At 68.3% G+C, this 22704-nt stretch carries 22 protein-coding genes; 10 read left to right on the top strand and 12 right to left on the bottom strand.

The window, feature by feature from the left end:
- Positions 1-48 precede the first annotated feature (48 nt).
- Positions 49-495: a universal stress protein gene (locus tag AC3IPM_RS16130; protein WP_489301139.1), complete on the bottom strand. Its 447-nt coding sequence runs from the start codon at positions 493-495 to the stop codon at positions 49-51.
- A 149-nt stretch (positions 496-644) separates the two neighbouring features.
- On the opposite strand from AC3IPM_RS16130, the gene AC3IPM_RS16125 reads away from it, so the two are divergent.
- The 4 genes from AC3IPM_RS16125 (at position 645) to AC3IPM_RS16110 (ending at position 5770) form a co-directional block, all read left to right on the top strand.
- Positions 645-1559 carry a LysR family transcriptional regulator gene (locus AC3IPM_RS16125; RefSeq protein WP_489301137.1) on the top strand — a complete coding sequence of 305 codons (915 nt, stop codon included), beginning with the start codon at positions 645-647 and terminating at the stop codon, positions 1557-1559.
- A gap of 181 nt (positions 1560-1740) precedes the next feature.
- Positions 1741-3288: an MFS transporter gene (locus AC3IPM_RS16120; protein WP_489301135.1), complete on the top strand. Its 1548-nt coding sequence runs from the start codon at positions 1741-1743 to the stop codon at positions 3286-3288.
- A gap of 17 nt (positions 3289-3305) precedes the next feature.
- Positions 3306-4361 (top strand): HlyD family secretion protein, encoded by a 1056-nt coding sequence (locus AC3IPM_RS16115; protein WP_489301133.1) that lies wholly within the window; start codon positions 3306-3308, stop codon positions 4359-4361.
- The gene (locus tag AC3IPM_RS16110) at positions 4358-5770 is read left to right on the top strand and encodes an efflux transporter outer membrane subunit (protein ID WP_489301131.1); all 1413 of its coding nucleotides are present in this window, start codon (positions 4358-4360) and stop codon (positions 5768-5770) included. The genes AC3IPM_RS16115 and AC3IPM_RS16110 overlap by 4 nt, the downstream gene beginning before the upstream one ends.
- Positions 5771-5803: 33 nt before the next feature.
- Here AC3IPM_RS16110 and AC3IPM_RS16105 read toward each other — a convergent pair whose 3' ends face one another.
- The 5 genes from AC3IPM_RS16105 to AC3IPM_RS16085 all read right to left on the bottom strand — a co-directional run bounded on the left by AC3IPM_RS16105 (position 5804) and on the right by AC3IPM_RS16085 (position 10624).
- Positions 5804-6142, bottom strand: a complete 339-nt coding sequence (locus AC3IPM_RS16105) for a hypothetical protein (protein ID WP_489301130.1) — start codon at positions 6140-6142, stop codon at positions 5804-5806.
- Positions 6143-6216: 74 nt separating this feature from the next.
- Entirely contained in the window at positions 6217-7161 is a 945-nt protein-coding gene (locus AC3IPM_RS16100) for a DegV family protein (protein WP_489301128.1), read from the bottom strand.
- Between the two features lie 92 nt (positions 7162-7253).
- Positions 7254-7883: a 2-hydroxychromene-2-carboxylate isomerase gene (locus AC3IPM_RS16095; protein WP_489301126.1), complete on the bottom strand. Its 630-nt coding sequence runs from the start codon at positions 7881-7883 to the stop codon at positions 7254-7256.
- Between the two features lie 36 nt (positions 7884-7919).
- Positions 7920-9143 carry an amidohydrolase family protein gene (locus AC3IPM_RS16090; protein WP_489301124.1) on the bottom strand — a complete coding sequence of 408 codons (1224 nt, stop codon included), beginning with the start codon at positions 9141-9143 and terminating at the stop codon, positions 7920-7922.
- Between the two features lie 71 nt (positions 9144-9214).
- Positions 9215-10624 (bottom strand): amidohydrolase, encoded by a 1410-nt coding sequence (locus AC3IPM_RS16085; RefSeq protein ID WP_489301122.1) that lies wholly within the window; start codon positions 10622-10624, stop codon positions 9215-9217.
- Between the two features lie 186 nt (positions 10625-10810).
- Between AC3IPM_RS16085 and AC3IPM_RS16080 the strand changes: the two genes are divergently transcribed.
- Both AC3IPM_RS16080 and AC3IPM_RS16075 read left to right on the top strand, forming a co-directional pair.
- Positions 10811-11587 carry an AMP nucleosidase gene (locus AC3IPM_RS16080; RefSeq protein WP_489301120.1) on the top strand — a complete coding sequence of 259 codons (777 nt, stop codon included), beginning with the start codon at positions 10811-10813 and terminating at the stop codon, positions 11585-11587.
- A gap of 52 nt (positions 11588-11639) precedes the next feature.
- The gene (locus AC3IPM_RS16075) at positions 11640-12179 is read left to right on the top strand and encodes a DUF924 family protein (RefSeq protein WP_489301118.1); all 540 of its coding nucleotides are present in this window, start codon (positions 11640-11642) and stop codon (positions 12177-12179) included.
- Positions 12180-12263: 84 nt separating this feature from the next.
- On the opposite strand, the gene grxD is transcribed toward AC3IPM_RS16075, so the two are convergent.
- A complete protein-coding gene (gene grxD / locus AC3IPM_RS16070) occupies positions 12264-13190 on the bottom strand; it encodes a Grx4 family monothiol glutaredoxin (protein WP_489301116.1) in 927 nt (308 codons plus the stop codon).
- Positions 13191-13246: 56 nt separating this feature from the next.
- On the opposite strand from grxD, the gene AC3IPM_RS16065 reads away from it, so the two are divergent.
- Positions 13247-14029 carry a polysaccharide deacetylase family protein gene (locus AC3IPM_RS16065; RefSeq protein ID WP_489301114.1) on the top strand — a complete coding sequence of 261 codons (783 nt, stop codon included), beginning with the start codon at positions 13247-13249 and terminating at the stop codon, positions 14027-14029.
- Between the two features lie 21 nt (positions 14030-14050).
- On the opposite strand, the gene AC3IPM_RS16060 is transcribed toward AC3IPM_RS16065, so the two are convergent.
- The 5 genes from AC3IPM_RS16060 to AC3IPM_RS16040 are packed head-to-tail and all read right to left on the bottom strand — an operon-like array spanning position 14051 to position 17358.
- Complete coding sequence (locus AC3IPM_RS16060; protein WP_489301112.1) at positions 14051-14374, bottom strand: hypothetical protein; 324 nt, start codon at positions 14372-14374, stop codon at positions 14051-14053.
- A gap of 27 nt (positions 14375-14401) precedes the next feature.
- Positions 14402-14770: a hypothetical protein gene (locus AC3IPM_RS16055; RefSeq protein ID WP_489301110.1), complete on the bottom strand. Its 369-nt coding sequence runs from the start codon at positions 14768-14770 to the stop codon at positions 14402-14404.
- Positions 14767-15519 (bottom strand): methyltransferase domain-containing protein, encoded by a 753-nt coding sequence (locus tag AC3IPM_RS16050; RefSeq protein WP_489301108.1) that lies wholly within the window; start codon positions 15517-15519, stop codon positions 14767-14769. Before AC3IPM_RS16050 ends, AC3IPM_RS16055 begins: the two co-directional genes overlap by 4 nt.
- The gene (locus AC3IPM_RS16045; RefSeq protein WP_489301106.1) at positions 15459-16082 is read right to left on the bottom strand and encodes an SGNH/GDSL hydrolase family protein; all 624 of its coding nucleotides are present in this window, start codon (positions 16080-16082) and stop codon (positions 15459-15461) included. The genes AC3IPM_RS16050 and AC3IPM_RS16045 overlap by 61 nt, the downstream gene beginning before the upstream one ends.
- Before the next feature lies 1 nt (position 16083).
- Positions 16084-17358 carry a pyridoxal phosphate-dependent aminotransferase gene (locus AC3IPM_RS16040; protein ID WP_489301104.1) on the bottom strand — a complete coding sequence of 425 codons (1275 nt, stop codon included), beginning with the start codon at positions 17356-17358 and terminating at the stop codon, positions 16084-16086.
- 149 nt (positions 17359-17507) lie between these two features.
- On the opposite strand from AC3IPM_RS16040, the gene rsgA reads away from it, so the two are divergent.
- From rsgA to AC3IPM_RS16025, 3 genes are all read left to right on the top strand, one after another.
- Positions 17508-18599, top strand: a complete 1092-nt coding sequence (gene rsgA / locus AC3IPM_RS16035) for a ribosome small subunit-dependent GTPase A (protein WP_489301102.1) — start codon at positions 17508-17510, stop codon at positions 18597-18599.
- Positions 18600-18660: 61 nt separating this feature from the next.
- The gene (locus AC3IPM_RS16030) at positions 18661-19902 is read left to right on the top strand and encodes a flavohemoglobin expression-modulating QEGLA motif protein (protein ID WP_489301100.1); all 1242 of its coding nucleotides are present in this window, start codon (positions 18661-18663) and stop codon (positions 19900-19902) included.
- A gap of 188 nt (positions 19903-20090) precedes the next feature.
- Complete coding sequence (locus AC3IPM_RS16025; RefSeq protein ID WP_489301098.1) at positions 20091-22394, top strand: TonB-dependent receptor; 2304 nt, start codon at positions 20091-20093, stop codon at positions 22392-22394.
- Positions 22395-22704: the final 310 nt, after the last annotated feature.

Raw genomic sequence — 22704 nt, 5'->3', positions numbered from 1 at the left:
GGCAGACGATCAAGCTGTGCGCTGCAGGCGTGCATTTTCCGGCTGCGCTCAGAGGCCCGCCTCACGCACTTCCACCAGCACCGGGCAGGGCGCATGGTCGATGGTCCATTGGCCGACCGAGCGCTCGAACAGGCGCTCCACCCGGGAAAGATGCCGGTGGCCGATGACAATCACATCGCAGCCATGCTGCCGCGCGTAGTCGCACAACACCGCAGGCGGGTCGCCGGCGGGGTGGCTGGCGACGCCGTCGATACCGCGCTCGCGCAGGGTGCCCAGCGCACGTTCCAGGAGTTGCTGGGCCTGCAGGCGCTCTGCGTTGGCGGCCGGGTACTCGTCACGGTCGCCGCGCGGCGCGTCATCGTCCAGGGCATAGGAAGGGTCCAGCACGCACACCAGGTGCAGGCGCGAGCGTGGTGTGGCCAGCGACGCGGCCAGGGCCAGCACCTGGTCGTGCTGGGCGCCGCCATCGATGGCCACCAGAAGCGTGTTGAACATGGCCGATCTCGGTGTGGGGAGGCCGGATGGTGGCGTATTGGGCTGCACGCACCTATGCCCTGGGCTGCAGGCGAGGCGTGCGTTCAACGCACGGATAGGGTGGGTGGCTTGCCGTAAAGTGATACGACCCAGTAGAGGTTGATGATGCCGTGGCCATGCCTGACCTGAACCTGTTGCTCGCGCTGGACGTCCTGATCGAGGAGGGCAGTGTGGTCGGCGCCGCGCGCCGCATGAACCTGAGCGCGCCGGCGATGAGCCGCACCCTGGGGCGTATCCGCGAGGCGGTGGGTGACCCGGTGCTGGTGCGCTCCGGTCGCGGGCTGGCGCCAACCCCGCGCGCGCTGCAGCTGCGCGAACAGGTACGCGAGGTGATCGAGCAGGCCCATCTGGTGTTCAATGCCGGCCGCGAGGTCGACATGCGCACCCTGGAGCGCACCTTCAATATCCGCGCCAACGACGTGTTCGTCGGCAGCTATGGCGGGCGCATGCGCGAGTTGTTCCAGGCCCAGGCACCGTGTGCGGTGCTGCGCTTCGCGCCCGAAGGGGATGGCGACGACGATGCAATGCAGCAGGGGCGGATCGACCTGCACATCGGCACCGCAGGCAAGCATGGCGCCGATACCAAGGTGCAGAACCTGTTCAGTACCTCCTTCTTCGGCGCCGCGCGCGAAGGCCATCCGATTTTCGACGAGGACATCAGCGCCGAGCGCTTCGCGGCCTTCGACCATATCGCGGTGTCGCGACGGGGTCTGCCACACGGGCCGATCGATGAGGAGCTGGCCGCGCTGGGCCTGAAACGGCGGGTGGCGCAGATCATGCCGACCTTCCACTCGGCGATGTTCGCCGCAGCCGATTCGGATCTGATCCTGCCGCAGATGCCGAGCGTGATGCTCGGCCGGCTCGAACGGCTGGGGGTGCCGTTGCGGTTGTTCGAGCTGCCGATTCCGGTGCGCAGCGTGATTGTCGTACAGGCATGGCACCCGCGCCTGGACAGCGATCTGGCGCATCGGTGGCTGCGCCGCAGCATCAAGGCAATGTGCGATGCAGCGCCCGGCCTGGCCTGATTCGCGGCCGCACACGGGCCATTCGGACTGAGCACTGAGGCGTGCGTATGACGCACGCCAGGGATCGCAGGAACACCATTTTTCGCAGCAGCCGCGCTGCCTAGACTGCCGCTCCCTGTCGTGGAGTGGACCCCATGTGTGTGTTGTTTGAACGGCCGCGCGCTTTCGTCGGCGGTGTGGCATGAGCGCGATCCCCGCGCCGTCGCTCATGCCGCAAGCGGCTTCCGGCCCGCCGTCCGCGGCGCTGCCGGCGGCGTTCGGTCTGCGCCTGACGGTCGGCCTGTGCGGCGTGCTGCTGGCGGTGCTGATCTCGGGCATCAACGAAAACGTCACCAAGGTCGCACTGGCTGACATCCGTGGCGCGATGGGCTTCAGCGTCGATGACGGCAGTTGGGTGGTGGCGCTGTACACCGCGATGTCGGTCAGCGCGATGGCGTTCGCGCCGTGGTGTGCGGCGACGTTCTCGCTGCGCCGATTTGCGATGTGCATGATCGCCGCCTTCATGCTGCTGGGCGTGCTGTGCCCGTTTGCCCCGGACCTGCCGTCGTTCCTGTTGCTGCGCGCATTGCAGGGGCTGGCCGGCGGCGCGCTGCCGCCGCTGCTGATGAGCGTGGCGCTGCGTTTCCTGCCGCCGGGCATCAAGCTGTACGGCCTGGCCGGCTACGCCTTGACCGCCACCTTCGGGCCCAGCCTCGGCACACCGATGGCGGCGCTGTGGGTGGACTACGTGGGCTGGCAATGGGCGTTCTGGCAGATCGTGCCGTGGTGCCTGGCAGCGATCGCGATGGTGGGCTGGGGCCTGCCGCAGGACCCGCTGCGGCTGGAGCGGTTCCGCCAGTTCGATGGCTGGGGCCTGGCGCTGGGCTTGCCGGCGCTGGTGATGCTGGTGATCGGGCTGGTGCAGGGGCCACGCCTGGACTGGTTCGCCTCGCCGCTGATCTGCGTGCTGCTCGGCGGCGGTGCGGGCCTGCTGGGGTTGTTCTTCTACAACGAATGGTCGCATCCGCTGCCGTTCTTCAAGCTGCAACTGCTGGCCAACCGCAACCTGACCTATTCGCTGATCACCCTGGCGGGGGTGCTGTTCGTGCTGCTGGCGGTGATCCTGATTCCCTCCAGCTTCCTGACCAAGGTGCAGGGCTACCGCCCTTTGCAGACCGCACCGCTGCTGCTGTGGGTGGCGATTCCGCAACTGCTGGCGCTGCCGTTGGTGGCGGCGCTGCTCAACCTGCGCCGGGTCGATTGCCGTTGGGTGCAGGCAATCGGCATGGCGCTGCTGGCGCTGGCCTGTTGGCTGGGCGCGCGGCTGGGCACGGACTGGAACCGCGACAACTTCGTGCTGCTGCAGTTGGTGCAGATCTTCGCCCAGCCGATGGCGGTGCTGCCGCTGCTGCTGTTGGCCACCGGCAGCCTGGCGCCGGCCGATGGCCCGTTCGCCTCGGCGTGGTTCAACACGGTCAAGGGCTTCGCCGCGGTGCTCGCCGCTGGCCTGCTCGAAGCGGTCACGACGATGCGTGGCCACTTCCATTCCAACGCGCTGGTCGACCGCCTCGGCAATGCGCCATGGCTCGACGCCACTGCATCGCCGGGGTTGAGCGCGCGCCTGCATGCGCAGGTGGTCGCGCTGACCTCGGCCGATCTCTATCTGCTGGTGGCCCTGGTGGCGATCGCCCTGATCGCGCTGATTCCGTGGCTGCCCACCCGCGTCTTCCCGCCACGTGCCGTGGCCTGATCTCAAGGAACTCCCCCATGTCCGTACAACGAAAACACGTGCCCGTGATCCTGCTCGTCGGCGTTGCCGCGCTGCTGGCCGGTAGCTGGCTGCTGCTGCGCGATGGCCGCCACCAGCGCACCAACAACGCCTATGTCACCGCCGATTTCACCGTGGTGGCGCCCAAGGTGGCCGGCTTCGTCAGCGAGGTGCGGGTGCAGGACAACCAACCGGTCAAGGCTGGTGATGTCCTGGCCCGCATCGACGACCGCGACTACCAGGTGGCCCTGGCCGGTGCGCGCGCCGACCTGGCCAACGCGCGTGCGCAGGTAGCCAATGCGCAGGCGGCGTTGGTCCAGCAGGGCGCGCTGATCGAGCAGGCGCAGGCCGCGGTGGATGTGAGCCAGTCCGAACTGACCCTGGCCCAGGCCGACCAGCGCCGCTACCGCGAGCTGGCCCGCGACGGTGCCGGTACCGTGCAGAACGCGCAGCAGGCACAGTCGCGCCAGGCGGTGGCCAGCGCGCACGTGCACCAGGGCCGCGCGGCACTGCTTGGTGCACGCCAGCGCATCGCCATTCTCAGTGCGGGTGTGCAGTCGGCGCAGGCGGCGGTGCAACGCGCCGAAGCGGCGCAGGCGCGTGCCGAGCTGGATCTGTCGCATACGCAGCTGCGTGCGCCGATCGATGGCGTGGTCGGCCGTCGCGCGATCCGCGTGGGTGCCTACCTGAGCCCGGGCACCGCGGTGCTGGCGGTGGTGCCGTTGCAGCAGGCGTTCGTGGTCGCCAATTTCCAGGAAACCCAGATGACCCGGATGCGCGCGGGGCAGGCGGTGGACCTGCGCGTGGACGTGTTTCCGGACCAGCCCCTGCGCGGGCATATCGACAGCATCGCGCCGGCCACCGGGGTGACCTTCGCCGCGATCGCGCCGGAGAACGCCACCGGCAATTTCACCAAGGTGGTGCAGCGGATTCCGGTCAAGATCGTGCTGGAACGCGACCAGCCGCTGGCCGGCAAGCTGCGGGCGGGGATGTCGGTGGAGGCCAGCGTCGACCTCGACAGCGGCCGCCATGGGCTGGCCGGGGAAGGCGCATGAGGCGCATCCGTCCGCTCCGTGTGTTGGCCAGCAGCGCACTGTGCCTGGCGTTGGCGGCGTGCACGCTGGGCCCGGATTTCGTCCGCCCGCCAGCGGACCTGCCGGCGCAGTGGCAGGGCAGTGCGGTCAGCGCCGGGCCGCTCGCCGATGACGCGCAGTGGTGGCAGGGTTTCGCGGATCCACTTCTGGCCGAGCTGGCCCACCAGGCGCTGCAGGCCAACCTGGACGTGCAGTTGGCGGCCAACCGTGTGCAGCAAAGCCGCGCCGCGCGTGGGGTTTCGGCGGCCGAGCGCTGGCCGGGTGTCACCGCCACGGCCAGCGGGCTGCGCGCGCGCAACAGCGAGGTGGGCCTCAGTGATCCGTCCGGCAACGCCGGGCGCGACGACTATGGGCTGTTCCAGGCAGGCCTCGGCCTGAGCTGGGAGCTGGACCTGTGGGGGCGCGTGCGCCGCCAGGTGGAGATCGCCGATGCGCACGTGCAGATCGCCGATGAAGATGCGCATGCGGTACAGACCGCGGTGCTGGCCGAAACCGCGCGCCGCTACCTGCAGCTGCGCGCGACCCGCCAGCTGTTGCGCATCACCGAGGACAACCTGCGCATTGCCCGCGACATCCAGCGTTTGACCCAGGCCCGCCAGCAACAGGGCGTGGCCAGCACGCTGCAGGTGTCCAGCGCGGCGGCACAGGTGGCCGCGCTGGAGGCACGGCGGGCCCCGCTGCAGCATCGCGATGCCCAGCTGCGCAACGCGTTGGCGCTGCTGCTGGCACGCCCACCGCAGGCATTGGATGCGACGTTGGCGGGCATCGGCCGCGACTGGCCGGCGTTGCCGGTGATGGCCACCGGCCTGCCCAGCGAACTGGCCGAACGCCGCCCGGACATCCGCCGTGCACAGGCTGCGCTGCATGCCGCCACGGCCTCGATCGGGGTGGCCAAGGCCAACTTCCTGCCGCGCATCACCCTCAACGGCGATGCCGGTTTCCAGGCGCGTCAGCTGGACGATCTGGACGGCTGGAACGCGCACCGTTTCAGCATTGGCCCGGCCATCAGCCTGCCGATCTTCCAGGGCGGGCGGCTGAAGGCCAACCTGGCCCTGAGCCGGCTGCAGCAACAACAGGCGGCGCTGCAGTTGCAGCGCACGGTGCTGCAGGCCTGGCACGAAGTGGATGATGCGATCGACACCTATGCCGCCGAGCAGCAACGCAGCGGCAGCCTTCAGGTGGCCGTCGATGAAAGCGGCCGTGCGTTGGCGGCGGCGCAGCGCCAGTACCAGGGCGGGGTGGTGGACATGCTGGACGTGCTGACTACCCAGCGCATTGCGCTGGACAACCAGGCCGCGCTGGCCGACAGCCAGGCCGCGGCGGCGATCGCCCGGGTGGATCTGTACCGCGCGTTGGGCGGTGGGTGGTGATACCAGGGCACGCGGGGTGCCCTGGTGGGGGAATCAACGCACGTCGCGCAGTTCCCAATGGTGGCCGGCCAGCATGCGCAGGCGCTGCTTGAACACCTCGCTGTCGATGCGGGTGGTGGCGACCAGGTTGATGCGCAGGTCATCCTGCGAGCCGGTCACGCTGGCATCCGGGTCGGTTGCACCCCACTGCGATTCCACCGCGTCCGGGTCGGGCTGCTTGGCGCGCCACTTCTCGAACAGCGCGGTGGTGCGCAGCGCGTCCTGCAGTTCTTCGGCAAAACCAGCCGCGCTCTGCGAGTGGAAGGAAAGGTCGGCATCATTGCCGCGGGCCTTGGACGGGTCCGGCAGGCTGACGAAATACTGCACTGGCATGTGAATCTCCGTGGGAATGCGCCAAGGCTGGCAGAAACGCAGTGCAATCGGTGTGCAGATGCGCCGGCGGCCACTCAGCCGTTGAAAGTGTGGGGCTCGTCGGCGAAACCAATGGTGACCGCGCCCTTGCCGACGTTGACCATGCCGGTCAGGCTCATCACCGCCTCGAACAGCTGCACCGCGTGCGTCTCGCAGGTCTGGCGCAGGTTGGCGTAGCCGGGCAGGGCGCGCAGGTCGGCCAGCTCGCCGCCGTAGCTGAGGCACACCGTGGGTGTCATCAGGCCACCCTTGACCCGCTGGCTGACAAAGTCGAACAGCTTCTGCACCGCGTTGTCGAAGCCCTTGATCTTGGCCACCGGGCCGGTTTCGCCGCGGTAGCCGTGCAGCACCGGTTTGATGTCCAGCGCGCTGCCCAGCGCGGCGCTGAGCAGGCCTACGCTGCGGTCGCCTTTGTGCCGGGCACGGGCGCGCATGTAGTACAGATCGCGGGTGATCATGTAGCCGTGCACATTGTGGGCCAGCAGCTCCAGCCGCTCGCGGATCTGCTGCACGCTGGCGCCGCTGTCACGCAGGCGCACCGCTTCCACCGCGGTCACGCCCTGGGCGGCGAACAGGTTCTGGGTATCGAGCACGCGCAGCGCGAACGGCGAGTTGTGCCCGGCCGCCTGCCGCACCGGTTTGTAGTCGTTGAGGATCGCGAAGCTGGCCTGCATCGCGTTGTCGTGGATCGGGCTGCGGGTCTTGGTGATCGTCATGCAGAACACATGGTCGTAATCGATCACCAGCTTGCCCAGGAACAGGTCGCGGATCTGGTTGACGCTGAACGGTATGGTCTCGGCCTCGGCACCGTGCTCGGCGACGTGGGCGTGCAGGAAACTCAGTGTGGCCTGCTCGTCGCGGTGGTCGGCGAGTACGGCTTCGCCAATCCGCACCGTGATCGGCAGCAGCACGATGTTGTGTTGTTCGATGAAGTCCTGCGGTAGGTCGCAGGCAGAGTCGACGACGATTCCGATGCGCATCCTGAGCCCCCCTCAAGGCCGGTTGTAGGTTCGGAACTGTGAAAGCTATCTCAAAACGCGACCGATTGCCTGACCAGGTGCCGCGGCCGGTCTCAGCGGCTGCGCTCGACCGCCACCGGCAGGCTGGCCAGCCGGTCCCATTCGCCGCCACGGACGGTGTCGGGATCGGACAGTACGGCCTGCATCAGATCGTGCGCATCGTTGCCCCAGTACAGCTCACCGTCGATGGCCAGGGTCGGCACCCCGAACACCCCGGCAGCGATGGCCGCATCGGTGTTGCGCCGCAGCTGTTCCTTGACGTCCGGCGCGGCGATGGCGCTGGCCACGTCCGCCACGTCCAGCATCGCCCCCGGCAGTGCCAGCGCGGCGGCGCTGTCGCCGGCATGGCCGTCGCGCCAGATCCAGTTGAACAGGGTCTCCACCGACTGCGCGCTGCCCCCGGCGGCCAGGCACAGGCGCAGCGCGGCCAGCGGGTTGAACGGGTGGCCGGGCGGGAAGCGCAGCGGCACGCCTTCGCGCTGGGCCTGCCAGAGCAGGTGCCGGTACATCGCCCGGCGCTTGGCCGGAATTTCGGCCGGGCCCAGGTTGCCCAGGTGGTGCAGGACCGCACCGAAGGCGATCGGCACCGGTACGATCCGCTCGAACTGCGGCAGGGCCTTGAGCTTCTGCCAGTGCAGGTAGGAGAACGGCGAGACGAAATCGAAGTACCAGCGCAGCATCATCGGCGGATCCTTGCAGACGGTCGCCCCCGTCGGGGCTCAGCGGGAGTATGCGCGCGGTTCGGGGCCGGCAGGGGCCAGGTAGCGGTCGCGCAGGTCGGTCTGGCGTGAACGCATCGGCATTGCCCGGCCGCCCAGCCAGACCTGCTCGGCATAGTGGCCCACGTCCAGCGGGTCGCCTTCCCACAGCACCAGATCGGCCAGCTTGCCCGGCTCGATGCTGCCGATCCGGTCACCCACGCCCAGCACCTGCGCCGGAACCCGGGTCAGCCCGGCCAGGCCATCGGCCCAGGGCAGCCCGTTGGCGACCGCATTGCCGGCCAGCTGGCGCATCTTGCGGGCGTTGTGCGAGGCATCGTCGCGCTGCGCGAAGCTGACCTGCACTCCGGCGGCCTGCAGCCGCGCGGCATTTTCCAGGCGGGCGCCGAGCTGGTCGAAGCTGGTGGGCAGGTTGCCCAGCGCATCCACGAACACCGGCACCTTGGCCTGGGCCAGTTGCGGGGCCAGCTGCCAGGCTTCGGCACCGCCGACGATGGCGATGCTGACCTTTTCGCGGGCGGCCCAGCGCAACAGCTGGCGGATGTCGGCGGCGCGATCGACCTCCACCACCAGCCGGCCCTGGCCGCTCAGGTAACGGGCCAGCGTGGCGCGCCCGGCCGGGGTGAGCAGGGCGTGCGGGGAATCGGCCGGAACCCGGCCACGGGCTTCGCTGACCATCTGTTCCAGCAGCATCCACTGCGCGGCGCGTGAGCTGCCGGTCAGTTCGGCGCCCGACGCGCCCAGGCGGATGTACAGCGCGCGCGGTCCGATCGGATCGGCACTGCCATCGAGCCGCACCACGCCGCCCTGGCCGGCGATGAAGCCGCCGCCACTGTTGGCCCCCAACGCGGTGAAGCCGATTCCGTCCAGGCGCGCCACCGGCACCAGCACCGAGGCCGGGTTGTAGGCCAGGGTGACGTCGAACTCCGGTCGCAGCGGCTGATCGGCCAGCTTCAGCGTGCTGTCCACCGTGGCCGACTCGCCGGAGACTTCATCGATACCGATGTCGGTGATGCCCCCGAACAACGCCGGGGTGAGCGGTTTGCCGGCGGCCTCGACGACGCTGGCCCCGGCCGGTGCGGACAGGCCACGGCCGACCGCGCGGATCACCCCGCCCTGGACCAGCACATCGGTGTGCTCCAGGCTGCCGCGCGCGCTGGCGGTATGCACGGTGGCATTGCGGATCAACAGGTCCTGGGCCTGCACCGGCAGCGCGGCCAACATCAATACGGTCGTGCCGAGCCATGTACGGCAACGCGCTGCCCGGCACCACGATGCAAGGAACGTCACCGCGCTCATGGGCGTGCCTCCTGGCCGAGCATGAAGTCCGACAGCGGTTGCCGGCGGACGTCCTGGCGGTCATAGACCTGGTGGCCGTCCACATACACCTGTTCGGCCAGCGCGTAGGAGCTGAAGGGGCTGCCGTTCCACACCACCACATCGCCCATTTTTCCGGCCTCCAGGCTGCCGGTCAGCTTGTCCACGCCGAGCGAGCGCGCCGCGTTCAAGCTCAACCACATCATTGCCCGTTCCGGCGCGATCTCGATCCCGGCGCGGCGCGCGTTGGCAATCGCCTTGGCCGCTTCCTGGTTGAGTCGCTGGATGCCTTCCGGGGAATCGGAATGCACGATCGCGCAGCTGTTGGCCGGGCGGTCGACCAGCGCGATGTTGTCCTGGATGCCGTCGAAGGCCTCCATCTTGAAGCCCCACCAATCGGCCCACAGCGCGCCGCAGACACGGTCGGCAGCGAGCCGGTCGGCCAGCTTGTAGGCCTCCACGGCGTGGTGGAAGGCGGCGATCTTGAAGCCGAACTCCTTGGACAGGTCGAGCATGGTGGCCATTTCGTCGGCGCGGTAGCAGTGGATATGCACGCGGATGTCGCCCTGGATCGCGCCGGCCAGCGTGTCCAGCTTGAGGTCGCGCTTGCCACCGGCGTCGCCGGCGCTGTCACCCTTGTCGTCCGCGCTGAACCAGCGCTTCTTCTTCGGCTTCTTGGGGGCGTTCTTGGCGATGTACTCGCTGGCATCGATGAAGGCGGCACGGTAGCCGGCCACGTTGCCCATGCGCGTGCCGGGCGCCACGCCTTTGCCGCTGCCGTAGACGCGCTTGGGGTTCTCGCCGCAGGCCATCTTCAGGCCCCACGGCGCACCCGGGAATTTCATCGCCTGGTAGGTGGTGGCGGGCACATTCTTCAGGGTGACCCCGCGCCCGCCCACCAGGTTGGCCGAGCCAGGCAGCACCTGCATGGCGGTGACGCCACCGGCCAGCGCGGCGGCGAAGCCCGGGTCCTGCGGCCACACCGAGTGCTCGGCCCAGACGTTGGCGGTGACCGGCGCGGTCATTTCATTGCCGTCGCTGTGCGCGCTGACGCCGGGGCTGGGGTACACGCCCAGGTGCGAATGCACATCGATGATGCCGGGGGTGACCCACTTGCCCGCCGCATCCACCCGTACCGCGTTGGCCGGGGCGTCCAGCGCCGGGCCCACGGCGGCGATGCGGCCGTCCTGCAGCAGCACATCGGCGTTGTCCAGGCGGGTACCGGTGCCGGTCAGCACGGTGGCGTTGTGGATCAGCACCGGGGCCGAGGCAATCGGCGCATAGGTGCTGGGGTAGGGATCCTGCACGAAGCGCGAGGCCGCCGGGGCCGGTGCGATGCAGATCGATGACAGTGCCAGGCCGATGCCGGCGCTCAACAGTTTGTGCATGGTTCTCCCCGATGCCACATGGACTCAACCCCTTGACGCTAGCGGTGCGCAGGGCGGCTTGCCAAGTGACGATGTGCACAGCAGGGTGGGGGCATGCGCGGTGCGTTGGCCGTGTTTCCCTTGCTTATTCGTGGCACATACCGAGAATTGCACGGGAATCACCCTCTGCAACAAGGGCATCCGCGCATGAAGAACAAACAGGAAATCGTCGAAAACTGGCTGCCACGCTACACCGGCGTGCCGCTGGACCAGTTCGGCCAGCACGTGCTGCTGACCAATTTCGGGGGCTACCTGCACGCCTTCTCCCAGCTCACCGGGGCACCGGTCCTGGGCCTGGACCGGCCGATGGCCAGCGTCACCAGCGATGACATCACCCTGATCAACTTCGGCATGGGCAGCCCCAATGCGGCGATCGTGATGGACCTGCTCTCGGCGGTGATGCCCAAGGCGGTGCTGTTCCTGGGCAAGTGTGGTGGGCTCAAGCGCAAGAACCAGCTGGGCGACCTGATCCTGCCGATCGCGGCGATCCGCGGCGAGGGCACCTCCAGCGACTACCTGCCGCCGGAAGTGCCGGCACTGCCGGCGTTCGCGCTGCAGCGGGCGGTCTCTACCACCATCCGCGACCTCGGCCACGACTACTGGACCGGCACCGTCTACACCACCAACCGCCGGGTCTGGGAGCATGATGAGGCGTTCAAGGAGAAGCTGCGGCTGATGCGCTGCATGGCCATCGACATGGAGACGGCCACCCTGTTCGCGGCCGGCTTTGCCAACCACATCCCCTGCGGGGCCTTGCTGCTGGTCTCGGACCAGCCGATGATTCCCGACGGGGTGAAGACCGAGGCCTCCGATGCCAAGGTCAGCTCGCAGTTCGTCGAAAACCATATCCAGATCGGTATCGAGGCGCTTAAGCTTATACGGCGCAACGGCAAGTCGGTCCGCCACCTGCGCTTTGACGAGTAACGGCAATGGTACGGGTGGGCGTCCAACGACGCGCCGCCCACAGGGGTAGTGAATGGACGTGGCGGCACAAGTAGTGGAGTTCTGGCGCGATGCCGGCCCGCAGAAATGGTTTGCGCGCGATGACGCCTTCGATGCGCGTTTCCGCCAGACCTTCCTGGAGGAGCACTACGCTGCGGCCCGCCGGGCCCGCGAACACTGGCTGGGCAGCGCGGAGGGCGCGCTGGCGCTGATGATCCTGCTCGACCAGTTCCCGCGCAACTGCTTCCGCGAGACCGCCCATTCCTATGCCACCGACGGCCTGGCCCGCCACTACGCCATGCGCGCGGTGGAGGAGGGCCTGGACCTGCAGCTGGTGCCCAAGCTGCGCGCTTTCATCTACCTGCCGTTCGAGCACTCCGAGGATGCGCAGGACCAGGAGCGTTCGGTGGCCATGTTCGACGTGCTGGGCGACAAGGAATACCTGCAGTTCGCCGAACTGCACCGCGACATCATCCGTCGCTTCGGCCGCTTCCCGCACCGCAATGCGGTGCTGGGCAGAATGCCCACGGCGGCCGAACTGGATTATCTGGCCGAAGGTGGCTTCGCCGGTTGACGGCATGGTCTGCGGAGGCATCCCGATACCCATGAAAAACGCCGGCATTGCCGGCGTTTTTTGGTTCTGCGTTGCAGCCGTTGATCAGTACTTCGGCACGCTGTTGTCCACATCGTTGGACCAGGCGTCGATGCCGCCGGTGATGTTGTGCACCTTGCTGAAACCCAGGGCACGGAACTGCTCGGCAGCCTGCGCGCTGCGGCCACCGTGGTGGCACAGGAAGGCCAGCGCGGTGTCCTTGGGCAGGGCTTCCAGACGCGCGCGGTTGTCGCCGTCGAAGGTGTCGAACGGGGCACCGATCGCGGCGATGGCACGCTCGTCGGCCGGGCGCACGTCCACCACGATCAGGCTGCCGGCACGCAGCTGGTCGTCGGCGTCACGCACGCTCAGTTCCTGCACCGTCTTGGGGGCGTTCGGATTGTCGATCGCCAGACCCTTGCCGCGGATATCGTCCACCCAATCGATGGTGATGCCTTCGGCGCGACGGGCGCTGGCCAGGTCGAACTGCACGCGCAGGCCGTTGGACTCGGCGGCGATCGCGTTGTCATCGTGCGGAGCCAGCTGGAAGTTCGGCTGGAAGCGTGCATCGATGCCCAGCTGCAGCGACGCACCGGGTGCATCGGCGAGCGCACCGCGCAGCATCTCCACGGCGGCCGGGGTCACGGTGATGTTGGGCGCGCTGCGGTCCGGCGCGGCCAGGCCGAGCACGCTGCTCAGCTCACCGCTGCCGGCCATCTGCAGGATGATGTCGCTGCCGCCGACCAGTTCGCCGTCGATGTACAGCTGCGGGATGGTCGGCCAGTCGCCATAGGCCTTGATGCCTTCGCGGATCTCCTGGTCGGCCAGCACGTTGACGTGGGCGAATTCCACGCCCAGGTCCTGCAGGACACCCACGGCCTTGGACGAGAAGCCGCACTGCGGCATGCTCGGCTGGCCCTTCATGAACAGCACGACGCGGTTGGCGTTGAGGATGGATTCGATGCGCGAGCGCAGGGCAGGGTCAAGGGACATGATCGTCGGTCCGGAGTATCGAACCGGCTATTCTACGCGGCATGGCATCATGGGGCATGACCGTACCGGAAACGTTGCATCGCATTCCCCGCCACCCCTGGCGCTGGCTGCCCTGGCTGGCACTGTCGCAGGTGCTGGTGGTGCTGGCCTGGGTCGCCTGGGGCTGGGCCATCGGGCTGCCGCTGATGCTGGCCTCGCACGCACTGTTCATGGTGCCGGTGTTCCTGCCCAACAGCCGCTTCTATGCCCCGGTCCTGAGCCGTCTGCCCGGCCCGGCGCCGCGGGTCTGGCTGACCATCGATGACGGCCCTTCGGCGGAAACCCCGGCGGTGCTGGACCTGCTCGACCGCTACCAGGCCAAGGCCACCTTCTTCGTGGTCGGCGAACGCGCCCAGGCCCAACCGGCGCTGATCCAGCAGATGCTGGCGCGCGGGCACAGCCTGGGCAACCACAGCCAGCGCCATCCGCAGACCCGCTTCTGGCGGCTGGGACGGGCCGCGATGGCGGCCGAAATCGGCCAGTGCCAGCAGGCGCTGACGGCCATCGCCGGCACGCCGCCGCGCTGGTACCGCTCGGTGGTGGGCATGACCAACCCGTTCGTGGCCCCGGCGCTGCAGCAGTGGCAGTTGACCCGGGTCGGCTGGAGCGCGCGCGGCTATGACGGCGTGGACTGCCAGCCGCAGGCGGTGGTCGAACGCATCGTGGCCGACCTCGGCCCGGGTGCGATCGTGCTGCTGCACGAGGGTGCCGCGCACGGGCACAACCTGGCGATCATCGAAGCGGTGCTGCAGGCGCTGCAGGACAAAGGCCTGGTGGCCGCATTGCCGGACGCCGACTGACCCCGGCAGCCACGGCGTTGCTCAGTTCATCATGCCCAGCACGGTCAGCCCGAGCACGCCCAGCAGCGTGGCGCTGGCCAACACCAGCCCCAGAACCGGGAACAGCCGGCGACGGTCGCGGCGGGTGACGCCGACAATGCCCAGCGCCAGCGCAACCAGCTCCAGCGCGATGCTGGCCAGCACCAGCACGGTCAGCAGCAGCGCGGCGGTGGGCTGCTGTTGCAGACCGCCAGGTGTGGTCAGTTCGACATAGCCGGCAGCAACCACCATCAGCAGCAACAGCAAGGCACCCAGCGCGGCCAGCAGGAGTGCGGCGATGCCCTGGCCGGAATGACGGATCTGCATGTGAGCTCCCTGCATGCGGGCGCCGGCTCAGCCGAGCGCGGGTTGGCTGTGGCCGGTCGCGGCCGGCGGGTGTGAGCGCTGCCACTGCTGGCGCATCCAGCTGCCCAGCGACAACTGGGCCAGCAGCAGGGTGATCGACAGGCCGAGCGCGAGCACCCCGGTCACCCGGCGGCGACGGTGTTGCAGCACGCTGCCGATACCGAGCAGGGTGGCCAGCAGGGCCAGCCCCGCGCTGATGAAGAACAGCACCAGCAACAGCACCGGCAGCTCGCGCATCTCGGCATGTGCGGGCGTATGCGCAACGTGCGCGCTGAGCACGAACATCACCAGCCCGCACAGGCTGACCACCAGTGCCGCGATGCCCAGCGCGGAATGTCGGGGCGAGTGCGGGGTCACGCAACGCGCTCGGCGCAGATCAGCCAGTTGTTGAACGGGGTGTTGCCGTACAGCGGGGACATGTGCAGCTGCAGGCCGGCCGCTTCCAGCGGCGCACGGATGCTGGCTGCATCGGGATAGTGGCGTGGGCGCGTGCCCATCCAGCCGACCAGGTGGGCGAGCATGTCGGTGATCCGGGTGGTGCGGTCGCGGCCGCTGTTGTCGGCCAGGGTGGTGCGGATCACCAAGCGGCCACCGGCGCCCACCCGGGCAGCGGCAGCGTGCAGCAACGTGGTCTGCGCGCTCGCAGGCAGATATTGCAGCACGTCGAGCAGGGCCACGCTGCCGTGGTGTGCGGGCAGGGCGGCGCTGGCATCCACGCAGTCCAGGCGCACATCGGCCAGGGTGGCGCGCGTGGCGGCGCGCTGTGCGCGGGCGATCTTGTCAGCGTCGATGTCCACGCCGTGGTAGGCCTGCTGCATGCCGTGCTGACGCAGTACATGAGCCAATAAGCCCAGCCCGCAGCCGATATCCAGCAATGGCCCCTTGGCGGGGGCCAGCGCAGCCAGCACGCCCGGATACAGCGGATCGCTGCCGAGCTTGCCGCGGCTGTAGTAGTAGTCACGACGGTTGCCGAAACGCTGCGCGGGGCGGAAGGCCTCGGCGATCCGGCGGGCCTGTTCCCTGGCCAGTGGCAGTGCGTCCGTGCTCAGTGGGCCACCTCGTCGGCCAGATGCAGCCGCGCTACCGGGAAGGCGCGCTGGGTCCACAAGGTGTACATCGTGGCCGACGGATGCAGGCCGTCCTCGACCAGCATCACCGCTTCACCGCCGTAATCGCGGCTGAGGTCGGTGATGTCGATGAAGGCCACATCGTGTTCGGCGCAGACCGCCTCCGCAGCGGCATTGTAGGCATCGAGTTCATGGCCGATCTGCACGCGGTCGCGGCCGGAGGCGACCGCGTACGGGGTCACGCCCCAGTCCGGGATCGACAGCACCAGCACGCGCGGTGCACGTTCGCCGGCAAAGCCGAGTGCGCGCTGCAGCAGTGCGCTGAACTGGGTGCGGTAGTCCTCGACGCTGCGGCCGCGGTACTGGTTGTTGACGCCAATCAGCAGGGTGACCAGATCGAACGGCCCCTGCGGTGCGGCGGCATCGATACCGGCCTCGAGTTCGTCGGTGGTCCAGCCGGTGGTGGCGATGATCTGCGGGCTGTCCACCACGATGCCGGCTTCCTGCAGGGCCGTGGCCAGCTGCACCGGCCAGCGTCCCGCCACGTCCACGCCTTCACCGATGGTGTAGGAATCGCCCAGGGCCAGGTAGCGCAGCGCCACCTCAGGCCACCGCGCTGCGTGGCTTCAGCGGCACCACCTTGGTGTTGGCCTCGGCGCGGCGGGCCAGCGCACGGTCGATGCGCGCGAATACATCGCGCATCACCTCCGGCTCGGGCAGCAGGGTCACCCGGAAGTGATGGCGGTAGGGCACGTTGAAGCTCGATCCCGGGACCACCAGCACGCCTTCCTCGTTCATCAGTTCCAGCGCGAAATCGTGGTCGTCGAACGCGCGCGCGGCCGGGCCCACCACGGCCGGGAACGCGTACAGCGCACCGGCCGGGGCCACCAGCGAGAGGTGTTCGCTGGCCGTGCAGGCCTCGATCACCGCGCGCCGGGTTTCGTACAGGCGGCCGCCGGGCGTGCACAGCGGGGTGATGGTGTCCGGGCCGTTCACGGCCGCGTCGATGGCGTACTGGCCGGGCACGTTGGCACACAGCCGCAGCGCACTGAGCAGGTCCATCGCCGCGCGGAACTCGCCCAGCCGCTCGGCCGCGCCGGACAGCATCGCCCAGCCCACCCGCCAGCCGCAGGCGCGGTGCACCTTGCTCAGGCCACTGAAGGTGATGCACGGATGCTCGCCGGCCAGCGGGGCGACCGGCTGGAACACGGCGCCGTCGTAGAGGATCTGGTCGTAGATCTCATCGACCATCAGCAGCAGGTTGTGCTTGACCGCGATGGCCACGATGCGCTCCAGCAGCGCGCGCGGGTAGCTGGCGCCGCTGGGGTTGTTGGGATTGATCAGCACGATGGCGCGGGTGCGCGAGGACACCAGCGACTCGATCTCGACCGGGTCGGGCTGGAAGCCGTTCTCCGGCGCGCAGCGGTAATACACCGGGCGGCCGTCGTTGAGGATGGTGGCCGCCGACCACAGGGGGTAGTCGGGCGAGGGCACCAGCACTTCATCGCCCGGGTTGAGCAGGGCACGCAGTGACAGGTCGATCAGCTCGCTGACGCCATTGCCCACGAACACCCGGTCCGGGTGCGCATCGGGGGCGCCGCGGCGGGCGTAGGCGGCCGCGATCGCTTCGCGGGCTTCCGGCAGGCCCTGCTGGTGGGTATAGGGGTCGGTACGGCCCATGTCGTCGGCGATCGCGCGCTGCAGGTGTTCCGGGGCGCGGAAGCCGAAATTGCCGGGGTTGCCGATGTTGAGCTTGATCAGCTTGCGGCCCTGGGCCTCAAGCTCACGCGCTCGCCGCGCCAGTTCGCCCCGGATCTCGTAGCGGACTTCGGACAGGCGCTCACGGGTGGCGAGCGGCTTCAGCGGGGGCGTGGACATGACTGGGCCGGTTTTGGGCGTGGAATCCGCATACTAGCGGAATTGGTGCGTTGCGGGGCAGGCCGTTCCGGGACCGATTTCCCAATGCTGGCGGGCAGTTGGCCGACGTGGCTGAGACGCAGGGGGAGGTAGCCCTCTAGAATGGGCCAATGAGCGAACCGATCGATTACCACGCGCTGCAGACCATAGGCTGGCCTTGGGCAGACGCCCCCGAGCTGGCCAGCTGGCAGGCCCTGTTTGAACAGTACCCGCAGGCCCGCCCGGGCCGGGTGATCGAACAGCACCGCACCGGCTACATCGTGGCCGATGCGCCGGACGCGGCAATCAAGACCGAATCCCCGCCGGAATGGCAGCGCCCGCGCTTCCCAAGCCACGAGCGCGCGGCGGTGGGCGACTGGGTGCTGCTGGACGGCATCAAGATCCTGGCGCTGCTGCCGCGGCGTACCGCGATCAAGCGCGGCGCCGCCGGTGAGCACTACCACCAGCAGGTGATCGCGGCCAACATCGATACGGTGTTCATCGTCTGCGGGCTGGATGCGGACTTCAATCCGCGCCGGATCGAGCGCTACCTGCTGCTGGTGGGCGGCGGCGGCGCGCAGCCGGTGGTGGTGCTGACCAAGGCCGACCAGACCGAATACAGCGAAGATGCCCTGGCGGTGCTGGAAGAACTGGCCGCGCAGGACATCCCGCTGCTGGCGATCAACGGCAAGGACCCGGCCAGCGCCTCGGCGCTGCTGCCGTGGCTGGGCGCGGGTCGCACCGTGGTGCTGGTGGGTTCCTCCGGCGCGGGCAAGTCGACCCTAACCAACACGCTGCTGGGCGAGGAGCGGATGAAGACCGCCGATGTGCGCAGCAACGACTCGCGCGGCCGCCACACCACCACCCACCGTGCGCTGATTCCGCTGCCGGCCGGCGCCTGCCTGATCGACACCCCCGGCATGCGCGAACTCAAGCCGACCGGTGAAGAGGCTCTGAGCGAAGGCGGTTTCTCCGATGTGGAAGCCCTGTCGGCGCAATGCCGTTTCCGCGACTGCGCGCACCAGCGCGAGCCGGGCTGCGCGATCCGTGCGGCCATCGACGACGGCTCGCTGGATGAAGAGCGCCTGTTGAACTACTTCAAATTGAAGGAAGAGGTGGCGGCCGCGGCGGCCAAGCTGGCGGTGCGCCAGGCGCAGCAGGCCATCGAGCGCAAGCACGTGGGCAAGGGCGCGCAGTGGCGACCCGGGAAGAACAAGCGCTAGCCTTGGCACCACCCCGCCATTGCGGCCCTGACCCTGCTACTGTCCGCCCATGAACACGCCGATGACCGTGGATCGTGAGGTGGCCCATCACACCGCGCTGGACGCGCGGCTGGTGGAGGCGGTGGGGGGCATCAAACTGCTGGGCCTGACCAGTTGGCCGGCGGCGCTGCAGGCCCCGTTCCTGGCCAGCGTGGCGCGCGGCAATCCGGTGCTGCCGCAGGTGGACTACCCTAAACTGGATTTCGGCGACACCCGGCGCGCGCTGGCCGCGATCAGTGCGCAGTGCGATCCCGGCCACCCGATCGGCCTGTACGTGCAGCGCTCGGCGCACAGCTGGGACCTGGCCGCCGGCCTGCTCGAATCACTGGGCACTGCCGAGGTTGACCGCTACTCGGTGGAGCTGTTCGGTGCGCCCGAACAGCCGCTGCCAGGCAATGGCCCCAGCACCCGCGACGCGGCCCGCCATTTCATCCAGATCGCGCAGGAACTGGACCACGAACTGCTGGCCCCGGAAGAACAGGTGCCGGTCTCGGCCACCGCGTTGCAGCTGCAGCTGCAGAGTGACCTGGACGCGTTCTTCGAATCACGCATCATCACCGTGCAGCTGGACCCGGACTTGATCTCCAAGGCGGCGGCCGGCCCGAACCGGATCCGCCTGCGCACCAGTGCGCGCTTCAGCGCCTACGATCGTGCGCAGTTGTTCCACCACGAAGCGCTGGTGCACTCGCTGACCGCGCTCAATGGGCGCGAACAGCCGCACCTGCCCAGCCTGGCGCTGTCCTCGCCCCGGGTCACCGCCACCCAGGAAGGCCTGGCCACTTTCGCCGAACAGATCACCGGCAGCATCGACATCGAACGCCTCAAGCGCATCAGCCTGCGCACCGAAGCCATCGCGATGGCGCGCGAGGGTGCTGATTTCATCCAGGTGTTCCGCTATTTCTGCGCCGCCGGGCAGAACAACGAAGAGAGTTTCGCCTCGGCCCAGCGTGTGTTCCGCGGCGTACCGCCCAGCGGCGGTGCGGCCTTCACCAAGGACACCGTGTACCTGCGCGGCCTGGTCTCGGTGCACACCTTCTTCCGCCACATGTTGGCCGAAGATCGCCTGCAGGTGTGCCGCTGGCTGTTCGCCGGCAAGATGGCGCTCACCGATGCCATCGCCTTCGCACCGCTGTTCGAAGAAGGCATCCTGCGCCCGCCGCGCTGGTTGCCGCACTGGGTCAGCCGCGCCAACGGACTGGCCGGCATGTTGGCATTCTCCCTGTTCGCCAACCGCATCCGCATGGACCAGCTAGCCCCCGAGTAGTGCCGGCCGCTGGCCGGCAAGCCCGTAGGCCGCTGGCCGGCAGCCTCCTAGCCGCACGCCGCACAATCGTGCGCCGCACGCCATTCATCCCCCGCGACACCCACCGTCAAAATGCTTTCATGTTCCGCTCGCATGATGGTCATGCACCTGCATTGCGCAGGTCATTTCCCCCCCTGCAACGGATGACCATGCTTACCCGACCCCTGACGATTGCGGTGGCGATCGCGCTGTGCGCGGCCAACGCCCACGCTGCCGATGTAGCGGCCACTACCGACGCCAACACCGATGCAAGCACCGCGCTGAGCGCGCAGACCCTGGATACGGTGTCGGTGATCGGGCAGGGCGAAACCCGCCAGGTCCAGCGCATCACCGCGGTGGACAAGGAAGTGCTGCCGCCGGGCACCAGCGGCCAGAAGATCCTCGACCGCCTGCCGGGCGTGTCGGTGCAGTCCAACGATGCCTTCGGTGCCAATGAAGAATCGCAGAGCATCACCCTGCGCGGCTTCGACAAGAGCCGCCTGGGCTACACGCTCGATGGCATTCCGCTGGGCGACAACAGCTACGGCAACTACAACGGCCTGAGCATCGCGCGTGCGCTGATTGCAGAAAACCTGGCGGGTGCCGAACTGTCGCAGGGCATTGGTTCGCTGGGCGTGGCCTCGACCAGCAACCTGGGCGGCACCATCCAGTACTTCTCGCAGGACCCGTCCACCGAATTCGGCGGCCGTGCCAGCGTCACCGTGGGCAATGACAACCAGCGCCGCGGTTACCTGCGCGTGGACACCGGCGACCTCAACGGCTTCTCGGCCTATGTGTCCGGTGTGCACCAGGACGCGGACATGTGGGCGGCGCCGTACCAGAACCAGACCACGCGCCAGTTCAATGCCAAGGCGGTGTGGAATGTGGGTGACCACCGCTTCGGCGCGTTCGCGGCCACGTCGCGGGTGAGCCAGGCCAACTACGCTTACCTGTCCAAGAGCATGCTCGCGCGGGGCCTGGGCTACGACTGGAACATCTACGCACCCGACTGGGACCGCGCCGTGGCAGCGGCCTACTGCGCGCCGGGCACCTTGAACGCGCAGAAGTGCAAGTTCAGCGGTGGCGTCAACAGCATCGATGACGCCTACTACCAGAGTCGCGCGCTGCGCGATGACAACCTGTATTCGTTGGATGCCGACCTCGCCCTGGGCGACAACGCACGGCTGAAGCTGCTCGGCTACCACCATGAAAACCGTGGCCAGGGCCACTGGTGGGCACCGGGCCAGCCGTCCAACCCGGGTACCGCGCAGGCGCTGCCGATCTCCATCCGCAGCTCCAACTACACCATCAACCGCCAGGGCATCACCGCCGCATTGAGCTGGAAGTGGGGCATCCACGAACTCGAAGCGGGGCTGTGGTACGAGCGCAACGACCACAACATCGAGCGCAACTTCTACTACATCACCGGTCCGTTCCTGGACGACGCTTACCTGAATAATCCGGACCGTCGCCTGTTCGACCAGGACTTCGATATCCGCACGCGCCAGTTCTACGTGCAGGACCGCATGCGCTTCCTGGATGACCGCCTGACCGTGGATGTCGGCATCAAGAGTCCGAACACGCGGATGACCGCCAACGCCAAGCCGGGCACTGAAGCCAGCTACGCCTCGGGCACGCTGACGGCCAAGGAATCGGTGCTGCCGCAGGCCGGTATCGGCTTCAAACTGACCCAGAACCAGGAGCTGTTCGCCTCGTACTCGGAGAACATCGCGGCCTTCGTCGGCGGCGGCAGCGGTGGCCCGCTGCAGGTGTCGCGGGAATCGTTCGCGGCCAGCGCCGGGCTGGACCCGGAGAAGTCCAAGAGCCTGGAAGCCGGTTTCCGTACTTTCGGCGAGAAGTACCAGGCCTCGATCGCGGTGTACCACGTGATGTTCGACAACCGTCTGCTGTCGCTCAACCCGTGCTCGAGCATCGAAGTGGGCACGCGTCCGGAGTGCATCACGCGCTTCATCAACGTCGGTTCGGTGAAGAGCCGTGGTGCGGAGCTGACCTTCATCCTCAAGCCGATCGACGGGCTGCAGTGGTACAACGCGATTTCCTGGAACAAGACCACCTACGAGGACGACTACACCTCCGGTGGTGCGATCGTGCCGGTGGCCGGCAAGATCACCGTGGACACCCCGCAGCGCATGGCCTCCAGTGAGATCAGCTGGAACCGCGATGGCTGGTCCGCCAGCCTGCGTGCCAAGTACACCGGCAAGCGCTACTACACCTATACCAACGATCAGTCGGTGGCAGGCGTGACGACCTTCGACGCGGGCGTGGGCTACAACTTCGGTGCGGGCATGGGCCTGCAGAACCTGAAGGTGTCGCTCAACGCGACCAACCTGACCGACAAGCGTTACGCCGGCCAGCTGAGCGCCTTCGCCCCGACCGACCCGGGCGGCACCCGCTACGCCATCCACGCCAGCGCCCCGCGCCAGCTGTTCATGACCTTCGGTGCGGAGTTCTGACCGCAGCAGCCACATCCGGGTAGAGCCACGCCATGCGTGGCTGTCACGCCATGGATCCGAGCGCACAGTGAAGATCAAGAGCGGGGTGTCGTTCCTGCGGGTTTGGGCTGGCGTGGGCGGGTAGGCGGGACACGCCGTAAATCCATCCATGGAGGCTTGTCCACGACATCCATGTCGTGGACAGTCCCGCCTACCCACCCACGCCAGCCCTTCGACAGGGAATGGCCCCTCACTGAAAAACGGGTAGAGCCACGCCATGCGTGGCTGCCTTTGCGGGAAAGGTCCATGGCGCATTTTTGCCGTGTAGGGC

This window comes from Stenotrophomonas sp. GL_111, assembly GCF_057835245.1.
The sequence above is the reverse complement of the archived record's forward strand: the minus strand, read 5'-3'. Positions and strand labels throughout refer to the sequence as shown.